Source organism: Streptomyces sp. NPDC127119, assembly GCF_042677425.1.
GTDB lineage: Bacteria > Actinomycetota > Actinomycetes > Streptomycetales > Streptomycetaceae > Streptomyces.
On record NZ_JBHXTO010000011.1, the window covers coordinates 1 to 18,042 of the forward strand.

The 18,042-nt window shown below is 71.1% G+C and carries 18 protein-coding genes; 6 read left to right on the forward strand and 12 right to left on the reverse strand.

Annotated elements, in window-relative coordinates; genetic code table 11:
- Positions 1–113: 113 nt before the first annotated feature.
- Positions 114–602, reverse strand: coding sequence for a hypothetical protein (locus ACFVH5_RS08000; protein ID WP_385832690.1), 489 nt, complete (start codon positions 600–602; stop codon positions 114–116).
- A gap of 333 nt (positions 603–935) precedes the next feature.
- Here ACFVH5_RS08000 and ACFVH5_RS08005 point away from each other — a divergent pair, with 333 nt between their 5' ends.
- Positions 936–1,598 carry a class F sortase gene (locus ACFVH5_RS08005; RefSeq protein ID WP_385832691.1) on the forward strand — a complete coding sequence of 221 codons (663 nt, stop codon included), beginning with the start codon at positions 936–938 and terminating at the stop codon, positions 1,596–1,598.
- 57 nt (positions 1,599–1,655) lie between these two features.
- On the opposite strand, the gene ACFVH5_RS08010 is transcribed toward ACFVH5_RS08005, so the two are convergent.
- Entirely contained in the window at positions 1,656–2,504 is an 849-nt protein-coding gene (locus tag ACFVH5_RS08010; protein ID WP_385832692.1) for a polysaccharide deacetylase family protein, read from the reverse strand.
- 155 nt (positions 2,505–2,659) lie between these two features.
- On the opposite strand from ACFVH5_RS08010, the gene ACFVH5_RS08015 reads away from it, so the two are divergent.
- The 4 genes from ACFVH5_RS08015 (at position 2,660) to ACFVH5_RS08030 (ending at position 5,383) form a co-directional block, all read left to right on the forward strand.
- Positions 2,660–3,121 carry a universal stress protein gene (locus tag ACFVH5_RS08015; protein ID WP_385832693.1) on the forward strand — a complete coding sequence of 154 codons (462 nt, stop codon included), beginning with the start codon at positions 2,660–2,662 and terminating at the stop codon, positions 3,119–3,121.
- 186 nt (positions 3,122–3,307) lie between these two features.
- On the forward strand, positions 3,308–3,853 hold the full coding sequence (locus tag ACFVH5_RS08020) for a sigma-70 family RNA polymerase sigma factor (RefSeq protein WP_210887081.1): 546 nt from the start codon (positions 3,308–3,310) through the stop codon (positions 3,851–3,853).
- A 135-nt stretch (positions 3,854–3,988) separates the two neighbouring features.
- Positions 3,989–4,504: a hypothetical protein gene (locus tag ACFVH5_RS08025; protein WP_384805632.1), complete on the forward strand. Its 516-nt coding sequence runs from the start codon at positions 3,989–3,991 to the stop codon at positions 4,502–4,504.
- Positions 4,505–4,726: 222 nt separating this feature from the next.
- Positions 4,727–5,383: an anti-sigma factor family protein gene (locus ACFVH5_RS08030; RefSeq protein ID WP_385832695.1), complete on the forward strand. Its 657-nt coding sequence runs from the start codon at positions 4,727–4,729 to the stop codon at positions 5,381–5,383.
- A gap of 19 nt (positions 5,384–5,402) precedes the next feature.
- Here the strand turns inward: ACFVH5_RS08030 and ACFVH5_RS08035 are convergent, their stop codons facing one another.
- Both ACFVH5_RS08035 and ACFVH5_RS08040 read right to left on the reverse strand, forming a co-directional pair.
- A complete protein-coding gene (locus tag ACFVH5_RS08035; RefSeq protein WP_385832696.1) occupies positions 5,403–6,266 on the reverse strand; it encodes an Fpg/Nei family DNA glycosylase in 864 nt (287 codons plus the stop codon).
- Between the two features lie 97 nt (positions 6,267–6,363).
- Positions 6,364–8,442 carry a SpoIIE family protein phosphatase gene (locus ACFVH5_RS08040; RefSeq protein WP_385832697.1) on the reverse strand — a complete coding sequence of 693 codons (2,079 nt, stop codon included), beginning with the start codon at positions 8,440–8,442 and terminating at the stop codon, positions 6,364–6,366.
- Positions 8,443–8,549: 107 nt separating this feature from the next.
- Here ACFVH5_RS08040 and ACFVH5_RS08045 point away from each other — a divergent pair, with 107 nt between their 5' ends.
- Entirely contained in the window at positions 8,550–9,956 is a 1,407-nt protein-coding gene (locus tag ACFVH5_RS08045; protein WP_385832699.1) for a lipase maturation factor family protein, read from the forward strand.
- Positions 9,957–9,966: 10 nt separating this feature from the next.
- Here the strand turns inward: ACFVH5_RS08045 and ACFVH5_RS08050 are convergent, their stop codons facing one another.
- From ACFVH5_RS08050 to ACFVH5_RS08085, 8 genes are all read right to left on the reverse strand, one after another.
- Positions 9,967–10,821 (reverse strand): amidohydrolase family protein, encoded by an 855-nt coding sequence (locus ACFVH5_RS08050; RefSeq protein WP_385832700.1) that lies wholly within the window; start codon positions 10,819–10,821, stop codon positions 9,967–9,969.
- Positions 10,818–11,132, reverse strand: a complete 315-nt coding sequence (locus ACFVH5_RS08055; RefSeq protein ID WP_385832701.1) for an L-rhamnose mutarotase — start codon at positions 11,130–11,132, stop codon at positions 10,818–10,820. Before ACFVH5_RS08055 ends, ACFVH5_RS08050 begins: the two co-directional genes overlap by 4 nt.
- Entirely contained in the window at positions 11,129–12,133 is a 1,005-nt protein-coding gene (locus ACFVH5_RS08060) for an aldo/keto reductase (RefSeq protein ID WP_385832702.1), read from the reverse strand. The genes ACFVH5_RS08055 and ACFVH5_RS08060 overlap by 4 nt, the downstream gene beginning before the upstream one ends.
- 5 nt (positions 12,134–12,138) lie before the next feature.
- Positions 12,139–12,894 carry an SDR family NAD(P)-dependent oxidoreductase gene (locus ACFVH5_RS08065; RefSeq protein WP_385832703.1) on the reverse strand — a complete coding sequence of 252 codons (756 nt, stop codon included), beginning with the start codon at positions 12,892–12,894 and terminating at the stop codon, positions 12,139–12,141.
- On the reverse strand, positions 12,891–14,291 hold the full coding sequence (locus tag ACFVH5_RS08070) for an L-fuconate dehydratase (RefSeq protein ID WP_385832704.1): 1,401 nt from the start codon (positions 14,289–14,291) through the stop codon (positions 12,891–12,893). The genes ACFVH5_RS08065 and ACFVH5_RS08070 overlap by 4 nt, the downstream gene beginning before the upstream one ends.
- A 123-nt stretch (positions 14,292–14,414) precedes the next feature.
- Positions 14,415–15,452, reverse strand: a complete 1,038-nt coding sequence (locus ACFVH5_RS08075; RefSeq protein ID WP_385832705.1) for an ABC transporter permease — start codon at positions 15,450–15,452, stop codon at positions 14,415–14,417.
- Complete coding sequence (locus tag ACFVH5_RS08080; RefSeq protein WP_385832706.1) at positions 15,445–16,950, reverse strand: sugar ABC transporter ATP-binding protein; 1,506 nt, start codon at positions 16,948–16,950, stop codon at positions 15,445–15,447. The genes ACFVH5_RS08075 and ACFVH5_RS08080 overlap by 8 nt, the downstream gene beginning before the upstream one ends.
- Entirely contained in the window at positions 16,947–18,029 is a 1,083-nt protein-coding gene (locus ACFVH5_RS08085; RefSeq protein ID WP_385832707.1) for a sugar ABC transporter substrate-binding protein, read from the reverse strand. Before ACFVH5_RS08085 ends, ACFVH5_RS08080 begins: the two co-directional genes overlap by 4 nt.
- Between the last annotated feature and the right edge of the window lie 13 nt (positions 18,030–18,042).

An 18,042-nucleotide genomic window follows, 5' to 3' on the forward strand; every position in this document is an offset into this window, starting at 1 on the left:
GTTTTGACCACCCGCCCCCTGCGCCCGGGGTGTTTTGGGGGGCGGGGGCGAGGGCGCGTCCACGTGCGTTCCGGTCTCCGAGGGGAGGAGTCCGTCCGGCGAGGGGGTGGGGGTCAGATCCTGCTCTCGGCGCGGCGGCGCATCCAGAACACCCCGCCGCCGACGAGCGCGAGGCCGACCAGGGAGCCGCCGATCGCCATGTCGGTCGGTGTGGCGCCGTCGGTGCTGCTGCCGCCGAGACCACCGCGGACACCGCCGATGACGGTGAAGGCGGCGGACTTCGTCAGCGCGGGCTTGCCTTCGCAGTGGACCCTGATGTCGTACGCGCCGGGCGAGGCAGAGCTGTTGACGGTCGCGGTTCCCTTCGACGTCTCGCTGTGGTTCCTGATCGGCGAGAGATCGGCCCGGGGGAACGCCCTGGACGTCATGCTGCCGCCGTTCGGGCACCCGTCGACGGTCACGGTGAGCTGTCCGCCCCGGGCGATGGCGCTGGGCATGGCGACGATGTTGCTAGAGGTGTCCCAGGCGACGGCCTGGGAAGCGGTGAGTCCGAGGGCGGCGATTGCTGTCGCAGAGACCGCCAGGGCACGAGTGCTACGCATGTGATCCTCCGCGGAAGGCGCCCCGGGGAACGTCCCCGGGTCGATCGGCGAGAGAACGCCTCCCAGACAGACACTCAGTTGTCGTGCACAGGGCCGCATTTCGAGAATGGTCCGTCCTGGTGAGAGGACACGCCGACGAAAAGGAACACAATCGGATATTGCCGCAGGTCACGGACCGTCAGAAATTTCCTCGGGGCCGCGACTCGTATGGCGCACGGCGGCCCGGTCCACCACCCGTTCGCCTTTCTCCCGTCGCCCCGCCCGCGGGCTGCGCTTAGCGTTCTCGTATGCGCGACGGACGTTGGCGACGGCCGCGTCGAGAGGGGTTTGCGAATGTCCGTGTCCGAGCTCGACGAAGAGGAGGAGCGCCCGAGGAAGCGCGCTCCCTGGGGTGTCATAGCGCTTGTCCTGCTGACCGGCCTCGCTCTCATCCGCAATGGCTCGGGAGAGTTCGACGTGGGGCCCCCGCAGCCCGCGACGGCCGCCGCCGCGGACAGTGCCGGCACGGACAGGTCGCGGCCGGGCGCTCCGGCTCCCCTGTCGTTCTCCGTGGCGGACCGTGTCAGGATCCCGGCGATCCAGGTCGACGCCCCCACTGTTCCGGTGGGCCTCGACATGGAGGGCTGGGTGGACGCGCCGCCGCCGGAGGACCCGAATCTCGCGGGATGGTTCTCGGGTGCGGTCTCCCCCGGCGAGAAGGGCACGGCCGTCGTCGTCGGCCATGTCGACAACCGGCAGGGGCCCGCCGTCTTCTACGGTCTGGGGTCCCTGAAAAAGGGAAACCGCGTGGAGGTGACGCGCCGGGACGGAAAGACCGCCGTGTTCGAGATCTACGGCATCGAGGTCTTCGAGAAGAACAATTTCCCGGGCGACCGCGTCTACGGGAACACCGGTAATCCCGAATTGCGTGTCATCACCTGCGGAGGCGGTTTCTCCAAGCAGAACGGCTACGACGGGAATGTCGTCGCGTTCGCCCGGCTGGTGGAGGTCCGCTGAGCACCGCCGGCCGGGTGGGCGAGAAGCCCGCCCGGCCGGAGTCCGTCCGTCTAAGGCCTAGGTGAGCTGCCGCCGGGGCACGGTGAGGTGGTATCCGGAGTCCAGCAGCCGCGGGAGATAGTCGCGCAGGGCCCGCACGCTCTGTGAGCGGTTGCCGCCCGCGTCGTGCGAGAGGACCACGACCCCCGGCCCGGCCCCCTTCATGACCCGGCGCTCGATGGTCCCGGCACCCGGTGTGGTCCAGTCCAGGGTGTCGACGGTCCAGGCGAGCGGCTCCATGCCGAGGTCGGCGCCGACCTCGAAGACGGCCCGGTTCCAGGCCCCGTACGGCGCGCGGAACCAGCCGGGCCGCTCGCCGTACGCCTCCTCGACGACCTCGGAGGTGCGTTCCATCTGGGAGCGGATCGCGGATCTGCTGAGCCGGGTCAGGAGCGGGTGGGACCAGGTGTGGTTGCCGACGATGTGCCCCTCGTCCGACATCCGGCGCAGCATGTCCTTGTTGTCGGCGGCCATCTCGCCGCACACGAAGAACATGGCGCGCACGTCGTGGGCCTTGAGGGTCCGCAGGATGCCGGGGGTGTAGCGGGGGTCGGGGCCGTCGTCGAAGCTCAGCACCATGCTGTGCTCCCGGTCCGACATCCGCAGGAACGGCTCGTGCCGTACGAGGGTGCGTGCGGGTGTGCCGCGGGCCGGACCGTATCCGGCGATGGGCTGCAGCCGGTAGGCGGAGGGCCTGCGGACCGCTCTGTTCGCCTGGGCCCCGGCGGCGGGCGCGGCGGCGGACCGGGGCGGGGGGCCGGGTTCGGCGCCGAGCAGCTGTACCGCGCCGGCCGCACCCGCCGCTCCCAGGGCGGCGGCACCGGCGAGCAAGGCCCGGCGCCGCGAGAGGAACTGATCCTTATTCATGACTAATCAGTCGCCCGCTGGTGGTGCGCCCCAGCACCCTGCCACCGGTGCGGTCGTATGAAAACACCCGTTGGGAGCAGCTTCCGGGTGGCCCGGCACCGGCGCCCGGGGTCCCGGACGGCGGCCTGTTCCGCCTGTTCCGATAGCCTCGGGCCGTGACGGAACAGCACTCCCACCAGTTCGAACGTGGCACCGACGGCCCCAAGGTCATCCTGACCGGCGTGGACGGCTCCGAGTCCTCGCTGCGGGCGGCCTCCTACGCCGCGGGGCTGGCCCGGCGGCAGCGGGCTCTGCTCACACTGGTGTACGTACAGCCGGTGATGGCGGCGGGTGCGGCGCTCGGGGTACCGGTCGCCGACACGACCGACCAGATCGCCGAGGAGCTGGTCCGGGACATCCAGGAGGCGGCCGAGCAGGTCAAGGGCATATTCGATGTGCGCTGGGAGTTCCACACGTTCCGCGGCGACCCGTACAACGGGCTCGTCTCGGCGGCCGAGCAGCTGAAGGCGGACGCCGTCGTGGTGGGCGCGTCGGAGCAGGCGGGACACCGGATCGTCGGTTCCGTCGCCATCCGGCTGGTGAAGGCGGGCCGCTGGCCGGTGACGGTGGTGCCGTAGCCGGGCCGCCGGCCGGAGTTTCGTCCGGCCGGCCGACCGGACCGTCGAGGTCCGGACAGATGCGGAGGCGGAGCCTTCCGTCCCGGTTGACCGTTCGTCGTACCGTTCGTCGACGGGTTCGACCGTCTGCCGACGAGCCGTGTCCTGGCCCTGTCCCGGCGGGACGCCCTGCGCTGGCATACGGCCATGACGGCCGCCATCACCATGACCAGCAGGACGACCGCCGAGCACGAGCTGGCCGAATTGCAGCGGGAGCACGGAGCACCGCTCTTCGCCCTGATGCTGAGGCTCTCCGACGGAGACCGCCAGCGCGCCGAGGATCTGGTGCAGGAGACATTCGTACGCGCCTGGCAGCATCCCGAGGCCCTGCGCGCCGACGACTTCGATTCCGTACGGCCCTGGCTGCTGACCGTGGGGCGGCGCCTGGCCATCGACGCGCGGCGGGCCCGGCAGGCGCGGCCCGCGGAGGTCGGGGACGCCGTGCTGGAGAGCGCGCGGGTCGCGGCGGATCACGCGGAACGCTCGGTCGCGACCCTCGATGTGCGGGAGGCTGTGAAGACTCTCACTCCCGAACACCGTGAAGTCCTGGTGCAGGTGTATTTCCGCGGGGCCAGCGTGGCGGAGGCCGCGGCCGCCCTGGGTATTCCGGCCGGTACCGTGAAGTCCCGCGCGTACTACGCGCTGCGCGCCCTGCGCCGGGTTCTTCCGGGATACGCGGCCGACCTGCGGTGAAACCGCGGGTTAGGTCAAGCCTCCGTAAAGCGCCTTGCTGAGGATCATGGTTGAGCAATCAGCTGTCCTCATCCGTGTTCCCCGATGGGGCCCGGGTTCGGGCGACGCGCACGCACCGGAGGAAGGCAGGAAGGGATGCTGCACAGAGGTCAAGAGAGCACGGACGGCACCGGCGGCGGAGAACTCACCGTCCCCATGGCCTGGTTGTACGCGGAGTACATCGCGGACGAACTGCTCCGGACGGGCGACCTGATGCCGCCCACGTCCTTCGAGTTCAGAGCCGGGCGTGACGCGCTGGCTCTCACCATCTTCCTGTCCGACACCAGCGGCGAGCTCTCCGGCATCCGGGTGGTCACGCAGCTGGAGACCTGGCTGTCGCTGACGGCGTACGACCAGCCGTGGCAGGACTGGGTGGGTGAGCGCATGGCCGGGCTCGCCGCCGAGGCCGCCGACTCGGGCGGTCCGTCCCCCGATCTGGATCTGGCGACGGCGGCCTGGCGCTGGCTGGAGGAGACCGAACTGCTCGCGCCCGACCTGGACGCGGTGCCGGGCGGCGGCCCCGTCATCGGCGAGGACGACGGCCCCAAGGTGTGGACCCCGGCCTGGCAGCTGGGGCTGCCGCTGGGACATCTGGCGATCCATCTTTTCTGATTTTTCCGACCACTCCCCCGACCGATCCCCCGACGGAGCCCCCGGTGGGCTCCCCTGACCAGTTTTTTTTCGAACCTCGACCAATCCGTGGGCCCGACCGCTCCGAATCTCCAGGTTGCATTCCGGACGGGGCTTGAGTGATTCGGCGGTCCCCTGCGTACCGGTGGGCAAGTAGCTACTCCCCGCACACCCCCACCCATCGGCACGGCATGAGGATTTGGTATGAGGTCGCTGGAACGCCACCGCGACGTCGGCGCATACGCGCTAGGCGTGCTGGACGAGGCGGACGCCTTCCGCTTCGAGGACCACCTCATGGAGTGTCCCCAGTGTGCGGTTCAGATACATGAACTGTCCGCGACGACACGGTCGTTGCGGGCGTACGCGGAAGCGACGCCACGCTCGGTCAACCCCATGACCCAGGCAGGGCCGGGCCTGCTGGACCGGCTCCTGGACGATGTCGTCACGGCGCGCAGGAGCGGGCGCAGGCGCTGGCTGTTCGCGGTCGCCGCCGCCGTGGTCTTCGCCGTCGGCGGGCCCGCGGTCGCGGTCTTCACCGGCGACGAGGGCTCCGAGGCCAGGACGGTCGCCGCGACCGATCCGGGAACCGGCGTATGGGCCGAGGTCACCACCCTCGACCGGGCCTACGGCAGCGAGGTGGACGCGAAGGTCAAGAACGCCTCCGCGGACCAGGCCTGCGAACTCGTCGCCATCGGTTACGACGACTCGGAACAGGTCGTCCTGAGCTGGACCGTGCCCAAGGGCGCCTCGGCACCCTCCGCGGGCATGCAGGGCGCTGCCGCGATGCACACCGCGGACATCGCCCGGTACGAGGTGCGCACGGCGGACGGGAAGCATCTCGTGACGATCGAGGCACCCTGAACCCCGGTCGTTCCACCGGTCATTTGAGGAACTTGCTCGTCCTGCGGTCCGCGAGGGGCTTGCCGCCCGTCTGGCAGGTGGGGCAGTACTGGAGCGACGAGTCGCTGAAGGAGACCTCGCGGACGGTGTCTCCGCAGACCGGACAGGGCTCGCCCGTCCGGCCGTGGACGCGCAGGCCGCTCTTCTTCTCGGCCTTGAGCCGGCCCGCGGCGACTCCGCGGGACCGCTCGACGGCTTCCACGAGGGTGGCCCGCAGCGCCTCGTACAGGCGTCGGGTCTCTTGCGGGGTCAGCGTGGAGGCCAGCTTGAAGGGCGACATCTTCGCGGCGTGCAGGATCTCGTCGCTGTAGGCGTTGCCCACCCCCGCGATCAGGCTCTGGTCGCGCAGGGCGCCCTTCAGCTGTCTGCGCTCGCCCTCCAGGAGCGCGGCGAAGCGGGCCTCGTCGAAGTCGTCGGCCAGCGGGTCCGGGCCGAGCCGGGCCACCCCGGGCACCTCACCGGGGTCCTGTACGACGTACACCGCCAGCCGTTTCTGGGTGCCGGCCTCGGTGAGGTCGAAGCCCTCGCCGGTCTCCAGGGCGACGCGCATGGCCAGGGGGCCCTTGCCGGGGCGGGGCGGCCCGTCGGGCAGCCGGTCCTTCCAGTGGAGCCAGCCCGCGCGGGCCAGATGCGTGACGAGGTGCGGGCCGCCGGCGGTCTCCAGGTCCAGGAACTTGCCGTGCCGGTGCACGGCCGTGACCTCGCGGCCCTCCAGAGCGCCGAGCGGCGGATCGTACGTCTTGAGCACACTGATCGCGACGGGCAGCACGCGGACGATCTCGCGGCCGACCAGATGTCCGACGAGAAAGTCCTTCAGCGCTTCGACCTCGGGCAGCTCCGGCATGGATCCAGGGTGCCACCCGCGCCCCGAAAGGGGCGCGGGGAACGGCGCGACCAGCCCCCACCGAGCCGCACGTCACATCCACGCGAACCCGGTCCCGTCACTCCCGTTCCGGCACGAGGAACTCGCACCAGACGCACTTGCCGCCGCCCCGGGCCTCCACGCCCCACACGTCCGCGAGGCGGTCCACCAGCAGGAGGCCCCGGCCGGAGACCCCGGACTCGCCCGCCTCCCTGCGCCGGGGAAGCGCGCTGGACGCGTCCTCGACCTCGACGCGGATCCGGCGGTCCGGGCCGGTGAGGGCGCGCAGGGTGACGACGGCGGCGCCCTCCGTGTGCATGAGGGCGTTGGTGATCAGCTCGTCGGCGATCAGCTCGATCTCGTCGGCGCGCTCGCGGGCGCCCCAGGCCCGTACGGCCGCGCGGACCATGTGCCGGGCCTCGGTGAGCGCCTCCGGGTCCCCGGGCCCCACGTGCTGCTGGACCCGCCCGCCGGAGCGCTGCGCGTCCCTGCCCACCCGGCGGAGCAGGAGCAGCGCCACGTCGTCCTCGCCGCCGCGTTCCTCCGCGACGTCGATGAGGCGGTCGGCGAGGTCGCGGACGTCGTCGGGGCCCGTGGAGACGAGCGCGCGCAGGGTCCGCATGCCGTCGTCGAGGTCGATTCCCGGCTGTTCGACCAGGCCGTCGGTGCACAGGATCAGTGTCTGGCCGGGGTCGAGTTCCAGGGTGTCGACCGGGTATTCGAGGCGCCCGAACTCGGCGGACAGGCCGAGCGGCAGGCCACCCGCCACGGCGAGCCGGTGGCAGCCGCCGTCCGTGTCGCGGACCAGCGGATCGATGTGGCCGGCCCGGACGACCTGGACCACTCCGGTGTCCAGGTCGGCCTCCGCGTACAGGCAGGTCGCGAAGCGTTCGGTGTCGAGTTCGTGGAGGAAGACGGAGGCGCGGGCCATGACGGTCGCCGGGGTGTGGCCCTCGGCCGCGTAGGCGCGCAGGACGATCCGCAGCTGGCCCATGACGGCCGCCGCGTGCGTGTCGTGTCCCTGGACGTCTCCGATGACGGCGCCGACCCGGCCGCCGGGCAGCGGGATCACGTCGTACCAGTCGCCGCCGATCTCACGGCCGAGGGAGCCCGAGCGGTAGCGCACGGCGACGTCGGCGCCGGGGACGCGCGGGATCGTGCGCGGCAGCATGGCCTGCTGCAGGCCCTGGGCGAGGTCTTTCTCCTGCTCGTAGAACATGGCGCGCTGGAGGCTCTGCGCGATGCTGCTGCCGAGGGCGACGAGGACGTTGCGGTCCTGGGCGGAGAAGCCGCGCCGGTCGCTGTAGAGCAGTCCCATGGCGCCGATGGGTCTGGCCTGTGCGATGAGGGGCAGATAGGCCGCCGAGGTGATGTCGAGGGCGGTGATGTGCGGCCACAGCAGCGGGTAGAGCCGGGCGAACTCCTCCGGCGACTCGATGTAGCGCGGGGTCAGCGTGCGCACGACCTCGCTCATCGGGTACTGCTCGTCGATGCCGGTGACCAGGGTGCCGGGCACGAAGCTGCCCCTGGGGCCCTCCGCGACCAGCCGGATGCGGCCCGCCTCGACGAGGCCCATGACGAGGCTGGTCGCGCCCAGGTGGGTGACGCCCTGGTTGTTCTTCAGGACGTCGATGACGTCCTGGACCGTGCGGGCGTGGGCGAGCGCCGCCGCGGTGATCTGTACGACGTTCGTCTGCCGGCGGCGGGCCTCGATGTCCAGGGCGGCCCTCTCGCGCCGGTCCTGGGCCTCGCTCAGTTCCCGGGTGGCGTCACGGATGATGCCGATGATGCGGCGCGGCCGGCCGGTCGCGTCGCGCTGGATGTAGCCCTGGGTGTGGGTCCAGCGCAGGGTGCCGTCCCGGCGGCGGACGCGGAAGTACGCGCCGTAGTTCTCGCTGCCGTCCTTGAGGGACTGGGAGACGTGCGTGTCGAGGCGGTGGGCCTCGTCCGGCGGCACGCGCGGGGCCAGGTTCTGCGGACGGTCGGCGTATTCCTCGGGAAGCACGTCGAAGATCTCGTGGGCCAGGGCGTCCATCCGCATGAGACCGGTGTCCAGGTCCCAGTCGAAGCTGCCCATGCGGTTGAGCGCCAGGATCGGATCCGGTTGGGCGGGCCAGTCGTCCGGGAGTGACAGAGCGCTCTCACCCCGATCAACCATGTGTTCACCTTGTCAGGGTTTACCCGAATTATCGACTCGGCCCGGGACGTAATCTGGGCGCTCCGCGAGCAGGGGCAAGAGGAAAGAGAGAGAAGGGAGCGGCCGGCGTGGAGTGGTTCACCGCCCCCGAGTACTGGACCGGCCGGCTGGTCTTCCAGCGGGCGCTGGCGGTGGTCTATCTCGTCGCTTTCCTGGGCGCGGCTCTCCAGTTCCGTGCGCTGATCGGCGAGCGCGGCATGCTGCCGGTGTCCCGGTTCGTGGCCCGGGTGCCGTTCCGGCGGGCGCCGAGCGTGTTCCACGTCCACTTCTCGGACCGCTTCTTCGCGGCCTGGTCCTGGACGGGCTGCGCGGTGTCGCTGGCCCTCGTCGCGGGGCTGGACGGCCGTCTCCCGCTGTGGGGCGCCATGCTGCTCTGGCTCGTCCCCTGGGTGCTCTACCTGTCGATCGTGAACGTCGGCCAGACCTGGTACGGCTTCGGCTGGGAGTCCCTGCTCCTGGAGACCGGCTTCCTCGCGGTGTTCCTGGGCAACGACGAGATCGCGCCGCCCGTCGTGGTGCTCCTCCTGCTGCGCTGGATCCTGTTCCGGGTGGAGTTCGGGGCCGGTCTGATCAAGCTGCGCGGCGACGCGTGCTGGCGGAAGCTGACCTGCCTCGACTTCCACCATGAGACCCAGCCGATGCCGGGTCCGCTGAGCTGGTTCTTCCACCACCTCCCGAAGCCGTTCCACCGGGCCGAGGTGGCCGCCAACCACGTCACCCAACTCGTCGTGCCGTTCCTGCTGTTCGCCCCGCAGCCCGTCGCTGCGGCGGCAGCCGCCCTGATGATCGTCACCCAGCTGTGGCTGGTCCTGTCCGGCAACTTCTCCTGGCTGAACTGGATCACGATCGTGCTCGCCGTGCCGGCCCTGACTCTGCCCGGCACGGCCCCGGAGGTCCCGGGCGCCCCGCTCTGGTACGAGATCGTGGTCCTGTCGGCCGCGGCGCTGCTCGTGTTCCTCAGCCACGGCCCGGTCCGCAACATGGTCTCCCGCCGCCAGACGATGAACCGCTCCTTCGACCCGCTGCATCTGGTGAACACGTACGGGGCGTTCGGCAGCGTCAGCCGGATCCGGTACGAGGTGGTGGTCGAGGGCACGGCCGACCCGGTGCCCCGCGAGGACGCGGGCTGGCTGGAGTACGGGTTCCGGGGCAAGCCCGGCGATCCCCGGCACTGGCCCCGCCAGTTCGCCCCCTACCATCTGCGGCTGGACTGGATGATGTGGTTCGCCGCGCTCTCCCCCGCCTACGCCGAGCCCTGGTTCGGCGGCTTCGTGGAACGCCTCCTGGCGAACGACCGCGACACGCTCCGCCTCCTGCGTCACTCCCCGTTCCCCCCGGACGCGCCGCCCCACCATGTCCGGGCGCGCCTCTACCGCTACCGGTACACGACCTGGGAGGAGCTGCGGACGACGGGCGCGTGCTGGGAGCGGACCCATGTGCGGGAGTTCTTCCCGCCGACGCGGCTGGACGCGTAGCCCTCCCGCCTCAGAGGCGGTAGACGCGGGTGGCCGTGCCCGAGAAGATCTCCTCCCGCTCCCTCTCGTCCAGCTTCCCGGTCAACTGATCGGCGATGTGCACGACTTCGGCGTACGAGGCCACGAGCGTGCACACCGGCCAGTCGGAGCCGAACATGAGCCGGCCCGGGCCGAAGGCTTCGAGCACCGTGTCCGCGTAGGGAGCCAGGTCGCCCACCGCCCAGCTCCGCCGGTCCGCCTCCGTGACCATTCCGGAGAGCTTGCAGACGGTGTTGGGCAGGGCGGCGAGGGCCCGCACCTCGGTGGCCCAGGGCTCCGTCCCACCCGCGCCGATGGGTGGCTTGCCCACGTGGTCGAGCACGAAGGTGAGACCGGGGTGCCGTTCCGCCGCCCGTGCGCAGGCGGGCAGTTGGTGCGGCAGGACGACCAGGTCGTAGGCGAGGCCTGCTTCCGCGACCGCCGCCAGTCCTCGGCGTACGTCCTCGCGCAGCAGCCATTCCGGGTCCGGTTCGCCCTGGACCTGGTGACGGACGCCCTTGAGGTGACGGCCGCCCGGCAGCTCCCGCAGCCGGGCCAGTTCGTCCGCGACGCCGGGACGGGTGAGGTCGGTCCAGCCGACGACCGCGCCGATCAGTTCGCTGCTCTCCGCGAGCGCCAGGAACTCGGGGGTCTCCTCGGCCACCGGGACCGTCTGCACGAGGACGGTCCGGGCGACTCCGGCGGCGCGGGCTTCCGGAGCCAGCTCCTCGATTGTGAAGTTCCTTCGCAGTGGCGTGAGTTCGGGGCCCACGATCCAGTCCTGGTCGCGTACGGACAGGTCCCAGACGTGGTGGTGGGCGTCCACGATGCCCGTGCGGACCGTCACGGCAGCTCCCAGACGACCGGCAGTCCGGCCTCCGTGCCCTCGGTCGAGTAGTCGTGCACCACGTCGAGGAGCTGGGCCATCCGGGACTGCCAGGCGATGTTGACGGGCAGTTCCTCCAGTTCGGCGAGCAGCCGCGTGTAGTCCTCGCACTCCAGGAGGTGGAAGAGGTCGGGGCCGCTGCGCCAGATGGTCCAGGACGTGGCTCCGGCGGCGCGGATCGCGTCCGTGAGTTCCGTGGGCACCTGGCGGTGTGCGGCCTCGTACGCGTCGATGCGGTCGGCGCGGACCTTGGTGTGCAGGGCGATCCTCATGACGGCTCCTCGGACGGGACGGGAGCTTCGGCGGACAGGAGGCCCGTCTCCCGCAGCTCCTGCCAGAGACTCGCGGGCACGTCCGCCGTGAACTGTGCGGCGCAGTCGCGTACTTCGTGGGGTGAGCGGGCGCCGACGAGGACGGCCGCGACCGCCGGGTGGGCGGCGCAGAAGGCGAGGGCCGCCGCCCGCAGCGTCGTGCCGTGCCGGTCCGCCGCCGCCTTCAGGGCCAGCGCCCGGTCCAGCAACTCGGTCGGCGCGGCCCGGTAGTCGTACCTGGCCCCGGGCTTCGGGTCGGCCAGCAGGCCGGAGTTGAAGGCGCCGCCGATGACGACGGACGTGCCGCGTTCCCGGGCGGCCGGGAGCAGGTCGGTGAGCGCCCCCTGGTCGAGCAGCGTGTAGCGGCCGGCGCAGAGCACCACGTCGACATCCGTGTCGCGGACGAAGCGGGTGAGCATCTCGGCCTGGTTCATGCCCGCGCCTATCGCGCCCACCACCCCCTCCGAACGCAACTTCTCCAGCGCCGGATATCCCTCACGGAAGGCCTCCTCGCCGTGGTCGTCCGGGTCGTGGAGGTAGACGACGTCCACCCGGTCGAGGCCCAGCCGCTCCAGGCTGGCGTCGAGGGTACGGCGTACGCCGTCCGCGCTGAAGTCCCACACCCGGCGGTGTGTGGCGGGCACCGCGAACCCGTTGGCCAGGTCGTCACCGCCCGCGTCGGTGGGCTCCAGACGGCGGCCCACCTTGGTCGAGACGGTGTACTCCGCCCGGGGCCGCCCGCGCAGGGCCGCGCCGAGACGTCGTTCGGAGTGGCCTATGCCGTAGTGCGGCGCGGTGTCGAAGTAGCGGATGCCCGCGTCCCAGGCGGCGTCCACGGTCGCGTACGCCTGCTCCTCGGGGACCGCGCTGTAGAGGCCGGCGATACCGGCGGCGCCCAGGGCCAGCGCGGTGACGTCGACGGAGCCGCGGCCGAGCGCATGGGTGGCGACAGGCGTCCGCATGCCGGTCACCGGCCCGCCGGGCGCAGCCGCAGCCCCTGCATGCCGCCGTCGACCGCGAGGGCCGTACCGGTGGTGGAGCCCGACAGCGGGCTCGCCAAGTAGGCGATGGCGCCCGCGACTTCGCCGGCCGAGACGAGGCGGCCGGTGGGCTGGCGGGCCTCCAGGGCGGCCCGCTCGGCGGCCGGGTCGGGCGCGGCGTCCAGGAGACGGCCGACCCACGGGGTGTCGACCGTGCCGGGGTTCACGCAGTTGACGCGGATACCCTCCCGGACGTGGTCGGCGGCCATGGCGAGGGTCAGCGACAGGACCGCGCCCTTGGACGCGGAGTACAGGGCGCGCTGCGGGAGGCCCGCGGTGGCGGCGATGGAGCAGGTGTTGACGACGGCCGCGTGCGACGACTTCCGCAGGTGGGGCAGGGCGGCCCTGGCCGTGCGGACCATACCGACGACGTTGACGTCCATGACGCGGTGCCAGGCCTCGTCGTCGTTGTCCTCGACGGTGCCCTGGGCGCCGATGCCCGCGTTGTTGATCAGCACGTCCAGGCCGCCGAGGTCGGCGACCGCGGCGGCGACGGCGAGGCGTACGGACTCGTCGTCGGTGACGTCGGCCCGGTAGCCGAGCAGGGGTTTCCGCACGCTCTCCGGGTCCAGGTCGAGCACGGCGACCTGCGCGCCGCGGGCGGCGAGGAGTTCCGCGGTGGCCCGGCCGATACCGGAGGCACCGCCCGTCACCAGCGCCTTGAGTCCCTCGAAGTCACTCATGCCGCCTGCTCCTTCTGCTGCTTGGGCGTCCGCTGTCGCTGCTGCTCGGTCTGCTGCTCGGTCTGCTGCCGTTCGAGGTCGGCGGCCCAGAACGTGCCGCCGGGGAAGGTGAACTCGGCGATGGACTCCGGCCGCATGGTCGCCGAGAATCCCGGCAGGGTGGGTGCCATGTACCGACCTTCTCCGATCACCACCGGATCGAGGAAGTGGTCGTGCAGATGGTCGACGTACTCGATCACCCGGTTCTCGGTCGTGCCGGACAGCGCCACGTAGTCGAACATCGAGAGGTGCTGGACGAGTTCGCACAGTCCGACACCGCCCGCGTGCGGGCAGACGGGGACGCCGAACTCGGCCGCCAGCAGCAGGATCGCGAGGTTCTCGTTGACACCGCCGACGCGGGCCGCGTCGATCTGCAGGACGTCGATCGCGCCCGCCTGGAGCAGCTGCTTGAAGACGATCCGGTTCTGTACGTGCTCCCCGGTGGCGACCTTGACCGGTGCGACGGCCCTGCGGACGGCCGCATGGCCGAGGATGTCGTCGGGGCTGGTGGGCTCCTCGATCCAGTACGGGTCGAACTCGGCCAGTGCCATGGTCCACTCGATGGCCTCGTCGACGTTCCACCGCTGGTTGGCGTCGATGGCGATCCGGATGTCGGGCCCGACGACGGCCCGGGCCACCCGGCAGCGGCGTACGTCGTCGGCGAGGTCCGCGCCGACCTTCAGTTTGATCTGGGTGAAGCCGTCGGCGACGGCCTGGCGGGCCAGCCGGGTGAGCTTCTCGTCGGAGTAGCCGAGCCAGCCGGGCGAGGTGGTGTAGCCGGGGAAGCCGCGCTCCTTCAGCAGCGCGGTGCGTTCCGCCGCCCCCTCCCGGCCCTGCCGCAGCAGCCGGAGCGCGTCCTCGGGGGTGAGGACGTCCGCGATGTACCGGAAGTCCACCTGGGCGACGAGCCACTCGGGGGTGGCGTCGGCGAGGAGCTGCCACAGGGGCTTGCGGGCACGCTTGGCGGCGAGGTCCCAGACGGCGTTGACGACGGCGCCGATCGCCATGTGCATCACGCCCTTCTCGGGCCCGAGCCAGCGCAGTTGGCTGTCGCCCGTGAGGTCGCGGGCGAGTGATCCCGGGTCCGCGCACAGCTCGTCGACCGACCGCCCCAGGACGTGCGGGCGCAGCGCCTCGATCGCGGCGACCTGGACGTCGTTGCCCCGCCCGATGGTGAAGGTGAACCCGTGCCCCTCCGGGCCGCCGGCCGTGTCGTCGTCGGTACGCAGCACGACGTACGCGGCCGAGTAGTCGGGGTCGGGATTCATCGCGTCGGACCCGTCGAGCTCACGCGAGGTGGGGAAACGGATGTCATAGGTGTCGACCGCGGTGACGCGGAAGGCAGCGGATGAGGACACGAAGGTGCCTTTCGTTCAGGGACAAGGGGGCGGACTTCTGAAGCCCGGTGCGCCATGGGCCCCTCAAGGGGCGCGGGGAACTGCGCGCTCAGCCACGACGGACCCGCAGGGTGCACACCACGCTCAGTCCTGCGCCCGGCCGGTGGTCACCCGAGCGATCATCAAGGCGACGAGGATGATCCCCCCGTAAATGGCCTGGATCCAGAAGGACGGCACCTGCGCAAGGGTCAGCAGGTTCTGAACCACCCCAAGAAGGAGAACGCCCGTCAGGGCGCCGAACATCGTGCCCTTGCCCCCGTCGAGGCTGATCCCCCCGATCACCGCGGCGGCGAACACCGTGAAGATCATGTTCTGCCCCTGGTTGGCGTTGATCGCACCGACATACCCGGTCTGCATCAGCCCACCGACCGCGGCGAGGGTCCCCGCGACGACGAACACGCCGAGCATGACCCGCTCGACCCGGATGCCGGCCGCGCGCGCCGCGTCCGGGTTGCCGCCGATCGCGTACAGGGCCCGTCCCCAGCGGTGGTACTTGAGGACGAATCCGGCCACGGCGAACGCCGCCGCAGCCAGCCACACCGAGATCGGCACGGTCAGGAAGGTGGTGGTGGCCAGGGTGTAGAACGCGTCGGGCATCCCGAACAGCGTCTTGCCCTCGGTCGCGCCGACGAGCAGACCGCGCAGGATGATGAGCATCGCGAGGGTCACGATGAACGCGTTGAGCTTGAGTTTCACGACGAGGAAGCCGTTGAACCCGCCGATGACCGCGCCGACGACGAGGATCGCGAGCAGGGCGAGTCCGGCGGGCAGCTCCGTGCCCCAGCCGGACTGCGAGGCGGGCAGCAGCAACAGCGCGCCGACGGCGGGCGCGATGCCGACGACCGACTCCAGGGAGAGGTCGAACTTGCCGGTGATGAGGACGAGCGACTCGGCGAGCACGACCATCGCGAGGGCCGCCGAGGCACCCAGGACGGAGATCAGGTTCTGCTCGGTGAGAAAGGCGTCGTTGACGAACGCGCCGAGCACCAGCAGCAGCAACAGGGCCGGTACGAGGGCGAGTTCGCGTGCCCGGCGCAGGAGGACGGCCTTGGCGTCGGCCTTGCTCCGCAGGGGGCGCAGAGGGGTGGGGGCCGAGGCCGACGGGGCCTTCGTGTCAGCCATGGTGGTCCACTCCTTCGATGGAGGCGATCAGCTCGTGGTCGCGCCAGCCCGCCGGGTGCTCGGCGACGACGCGGCCGTGGAAGAGGACGAGGACGCGGTCGCAGCGGCGCAGGTCGTCGAGTTCGTCGGAGACGACGAGGACGGCGGTGCCGTCGTCACGGGCCGAGTCCATGCGGGAGAGCAGGGACTCCTTGGACTTCACGTCGACGCCCGCGGTGGGGTTGATCAGGACCAGCAGTCTGGGGTCGGAGGCGAGCGCCCGCGCCATGACGACCTTCTGGGCGTTGCCGCCGGAGAGGTCGGACACGGGCTGGTCGGGTCCCTCGGTGTGGATGTCGAGGCGTTCGATCAGCTCACCGGCGACGCCGCGCCGCCGGTCGGTGCCGACGAATCCGTACCGGCCGAGCCGGTCCAGGACGGTCAGGGTGGCGTTGTCGCCGACGGTCATCCCGAAGACGAGACCCTGGCCGTGCCGGTCGCGCGGCACGCAGCCGACACCGGCCCGCAGGGCGGCCGTCACATCGCCGAACGGCAGCCGCCTGCCGTCCAGCCGGGCCGTGCCCGCGGTCGGTGAGTGCAGTCCCGTGAAGGACTCGGCCAGCTCGATCTTGCCGCTGCCGCTGGACCCGGCGAGACCGACGACCTCGCCGCCGCGCACGCTCAGATCGACGCTCTCGTACGCGTCCGAGGTCAGCCCGTGCGCTTCGAGGACGACGGGCGCGTCGGCGGCCACGTCCCCGCGGGCGGCCTTCTCCTCCACGGCGGCGATGGACTCCCCCGCCATGGCCTCGACCAGGGCGGCCCGCGGCAGGTCCGCGACCGGTGCGGTGGTGATCCAGCGGGCGTCCCGCAGGACCGTCACGGTCTGGCAGACCTCGTACACCTCCTGGAGGTGGTGCGAGATGAACAGGAAGGTGACGCCGGACTCCTGGAGTGCGCGCATCCGGGTGAAGAGGCGCTCGATCTCGCGGTTGTCGAGCTGGGCGGTCGGCTCGTCGAGGACGATGAACCGCGCGCCGAAGCTCAACGCCCTTGCGATCTCGACCATTTGACGGTCCTCGACCTTGAGGTCGGCGGTCCGCGCCTCGGGGTCGACGCGCACGTCCCAGGTGTCGAGCACCTCGGCGGCCTCGCTCTTCAGCCGGCGCCAGCTGATGAAGCCGCCGCGGCCCCGGGGCTGCCGGTTGATGAAGAGGTTCTCGGCGACCGTCAGCTCCGGTACGACGGTGGGCTTCTGGTAGACGCAGGCCACCTTGCGCCGCCAGGCGTCCCGGTCGGTCAGCGCGGGCGCGGGCTCGCCGTCGAAGCGGACCGTGCCCTCGTCGGGTGCCTGGAGGCCGGTCAGGACGGTGACGAGGGTGGACTTGCCCGCGCCGTTGCGGCCGACGAGTGCGTGGGACTCGCCCGCGCGCACGGTCAGTCGTCCGTCGGCGAGGGCGACGGTGGGGCCGTACCGCTTGGCGATGTCCCGCGCCTCGACGAGTGGTGGTGTACTCATGTGACCGTGTTGCCCCACAGCTCGGGGTCGTCGACGTTGTCCTTGGTCACCAGCGGCGCGGGCAGCTGGTCCTCAAGGCTGCCGCTGGGCAGCTTGACGATCTCCGAACCGTGGTCCGTGGGACCCGGCTCGAAGGTCTTCCCCGCCATCGCGGCCTTGATGTAGTACATGCCGTACTTGGCGTAGAGGTCGGCGGGCTGTGAGACCGTGGCGTCGATCTGGCCCTTGCGGATCGCGTCGAACTCCTGCGGGATGCCGTCGTTCGAGACGATCGCTATGTGGCCCTTCTCGCCGGCCTTCTTCAGCAGTCCCTTGGACTTGAGGGTCTGCAGCGTGGGCGCGAGATAGACGCCGCCCGCCTGCATGTAGATGCCCTTGATGTCGGGGTTGGCGTTGAGGAGCGTGTCCAGCTTCGAGGCGGCGGTGTCGGACTCCCACTTGGCGGGGATCTCCAGGACCTTCAGCTTCGGGAACTTCTCCTTGACGCAGGTACGGAAGGCCTCCGAGCGGTCGCGGCCGTTGACCGAGGCGAGGTCGCCCATGATCTGCACGACCTTGCCCGAGGGGATCTCCTTGCCGAGGTACTCGCAGGCCTTCTCCCCGTACGCCACGTTGTCGGCGCGGACGACCATCGCGACCTTGCCCTTCTCGGGCGCCACGTCGACGGCGACCACGGGCACGCCCTTGCGTTCGGCCTGGTCGAGGCCCGCGGAGATCGCGGCACTGTCCAGGGGGGCCACGACGAGGCCCTTCACGCCCTGGTTCAGCTGGTTGTTGATGTCCGTGATCTGCTGCGAGGGGTCACTGTTGGAGTTGACGGTCTTGAGGGCGTCGACGTCCTCGGACTTCGCCATCTTGGGCACGTAGTCGTTGTACGACTGCCAGAACGGCGAGGTCAGCAGGGGCAGGATCACTCCGACCTTGCCGCTGCCGTCGCCCTTGCCGCCGCCGGAGTCGACGGTGTCCTTGGTGCTGCCGCATGCCGTGAGCGCGAGGGCGGCGCAGACGGCCGCGGCCGTCGCACAGATCGCTCGCGAGGCGTTTCGCCCGTTCCTGTACCGCACAGTTCTGCCGGCCATCTATCGGCTCCTC

What these genes read in the sequence shown, in the direction of transcription:
- ACFVH5_RS08000 (WP_385832690.1), bottom strand. Translation starts at nt 602, where the DNA reads ATGCGTAGCACTCGTGCCCTGGCGGTCTCTGCGACAGCAATCGCCGCC.
- ACFVH5_RS08005 (WP_385832691.1), top strand. Translation starts at nt 936, where the DNA reads ATGTCCGTGTCCGAGCTCGACGAAGAGGAGGAGCGCCCGAGGAAGCGC.
- ACFVH5_RS08010 (WP_385832692.1), bottom strand. Translation starts at nt 2,504, where the DNA reads ATGAATAAGGATCAGTTCCTCTCGCGGCGCCGGGCCTTGCTCGCCGGT.
- ACFVH5_RS08020 (WP_210887081.1), top strand. Translation starts at nt 3,308, where the DNA reads ATGACGGCCGCCATCACCATGACCAGCAGGACGACCGCCGAGCACGAG.
- ACFVH5_RS08025 (WP_384805632.1), top strand. Translation starts at nt 3,989, where the DNA reads ATGCTGCACAGAGGTCAAGAGAGCACGGACGGCACCGGCGGCGGAGAA.
- ACFVH5_RS08030 (WP_385832695.1), top strand. Translation starts at nt 4,727, where the DNA reads ATGAGGTCGCTGGAACGCCACCGCGACGTCGGCGCATACGCGCTAGGC.
- ACFVH5_RS08035 (WP_385832696.1), bottom strand. Translation starts at nt 6,266, where the DNA reads ATGCCGGAGCTGCCCGAGGTCGAAGCGCTGAAGGACTTTCTCGTCGGA.
- ACFVH5_RS08040 (WP_385832697.1), bottom strand. Translation starts at nt 8,442, where the DNA reads ATGGTTGATCGGGGTGAGAGCGCTCTGTCACTCCCGGACGACTGGCCC.
- ACFVH5_RS08055 (WP_385832701.1), bottom strand. Translation starts at nt 11,132, where the DNA reads ATGAGGATCGCCCTGCACACCAAGGTCCGCGCCGACCGCATCGACGCG.
- ACFVH5_RS08060 (WP_385832702.1), bottom strand. Translation starts at nt 12,133, where the DNA reads ATGCGGACGCCTGTCGCCACCCATGCGCTCGGCCGCGGCTCCGTCGAC.
- ACFVH5_RS08065 (WP_385832703.1), bottom strand. Translation starts at nt 12,894, where the DNA reads ATGAGTGACTTCGAGGGACTCAAGGCGCTGGTGACGGGCGGTGCCTCC.
- ACFVH5_RS08075 (WP_385832705.1), bottom strand. Translation starts at nt 15,452, where the DNA reads ATGGCTGACACGAAGGCCCCGTCGGCCTCGGCCCCCACCCCTCTGCGC.
- ACFVH5_RS08080 (WP_385832706.1), bottom strand. Translation starts at nt 16,950, where the DNA reads ATGAGTACACCACCACTCGTCGAGGCGCGGGACATCGCCAAGCGGTAC.
- ACFVH5_RS08085 (WP_385832707.1), bottom strand. Translation starts at nt 18,029, where the DNA reads ATGGCCGGCAGAACTGTGCGGTACAGGAACGGGCGAAACGCCTCGCGA.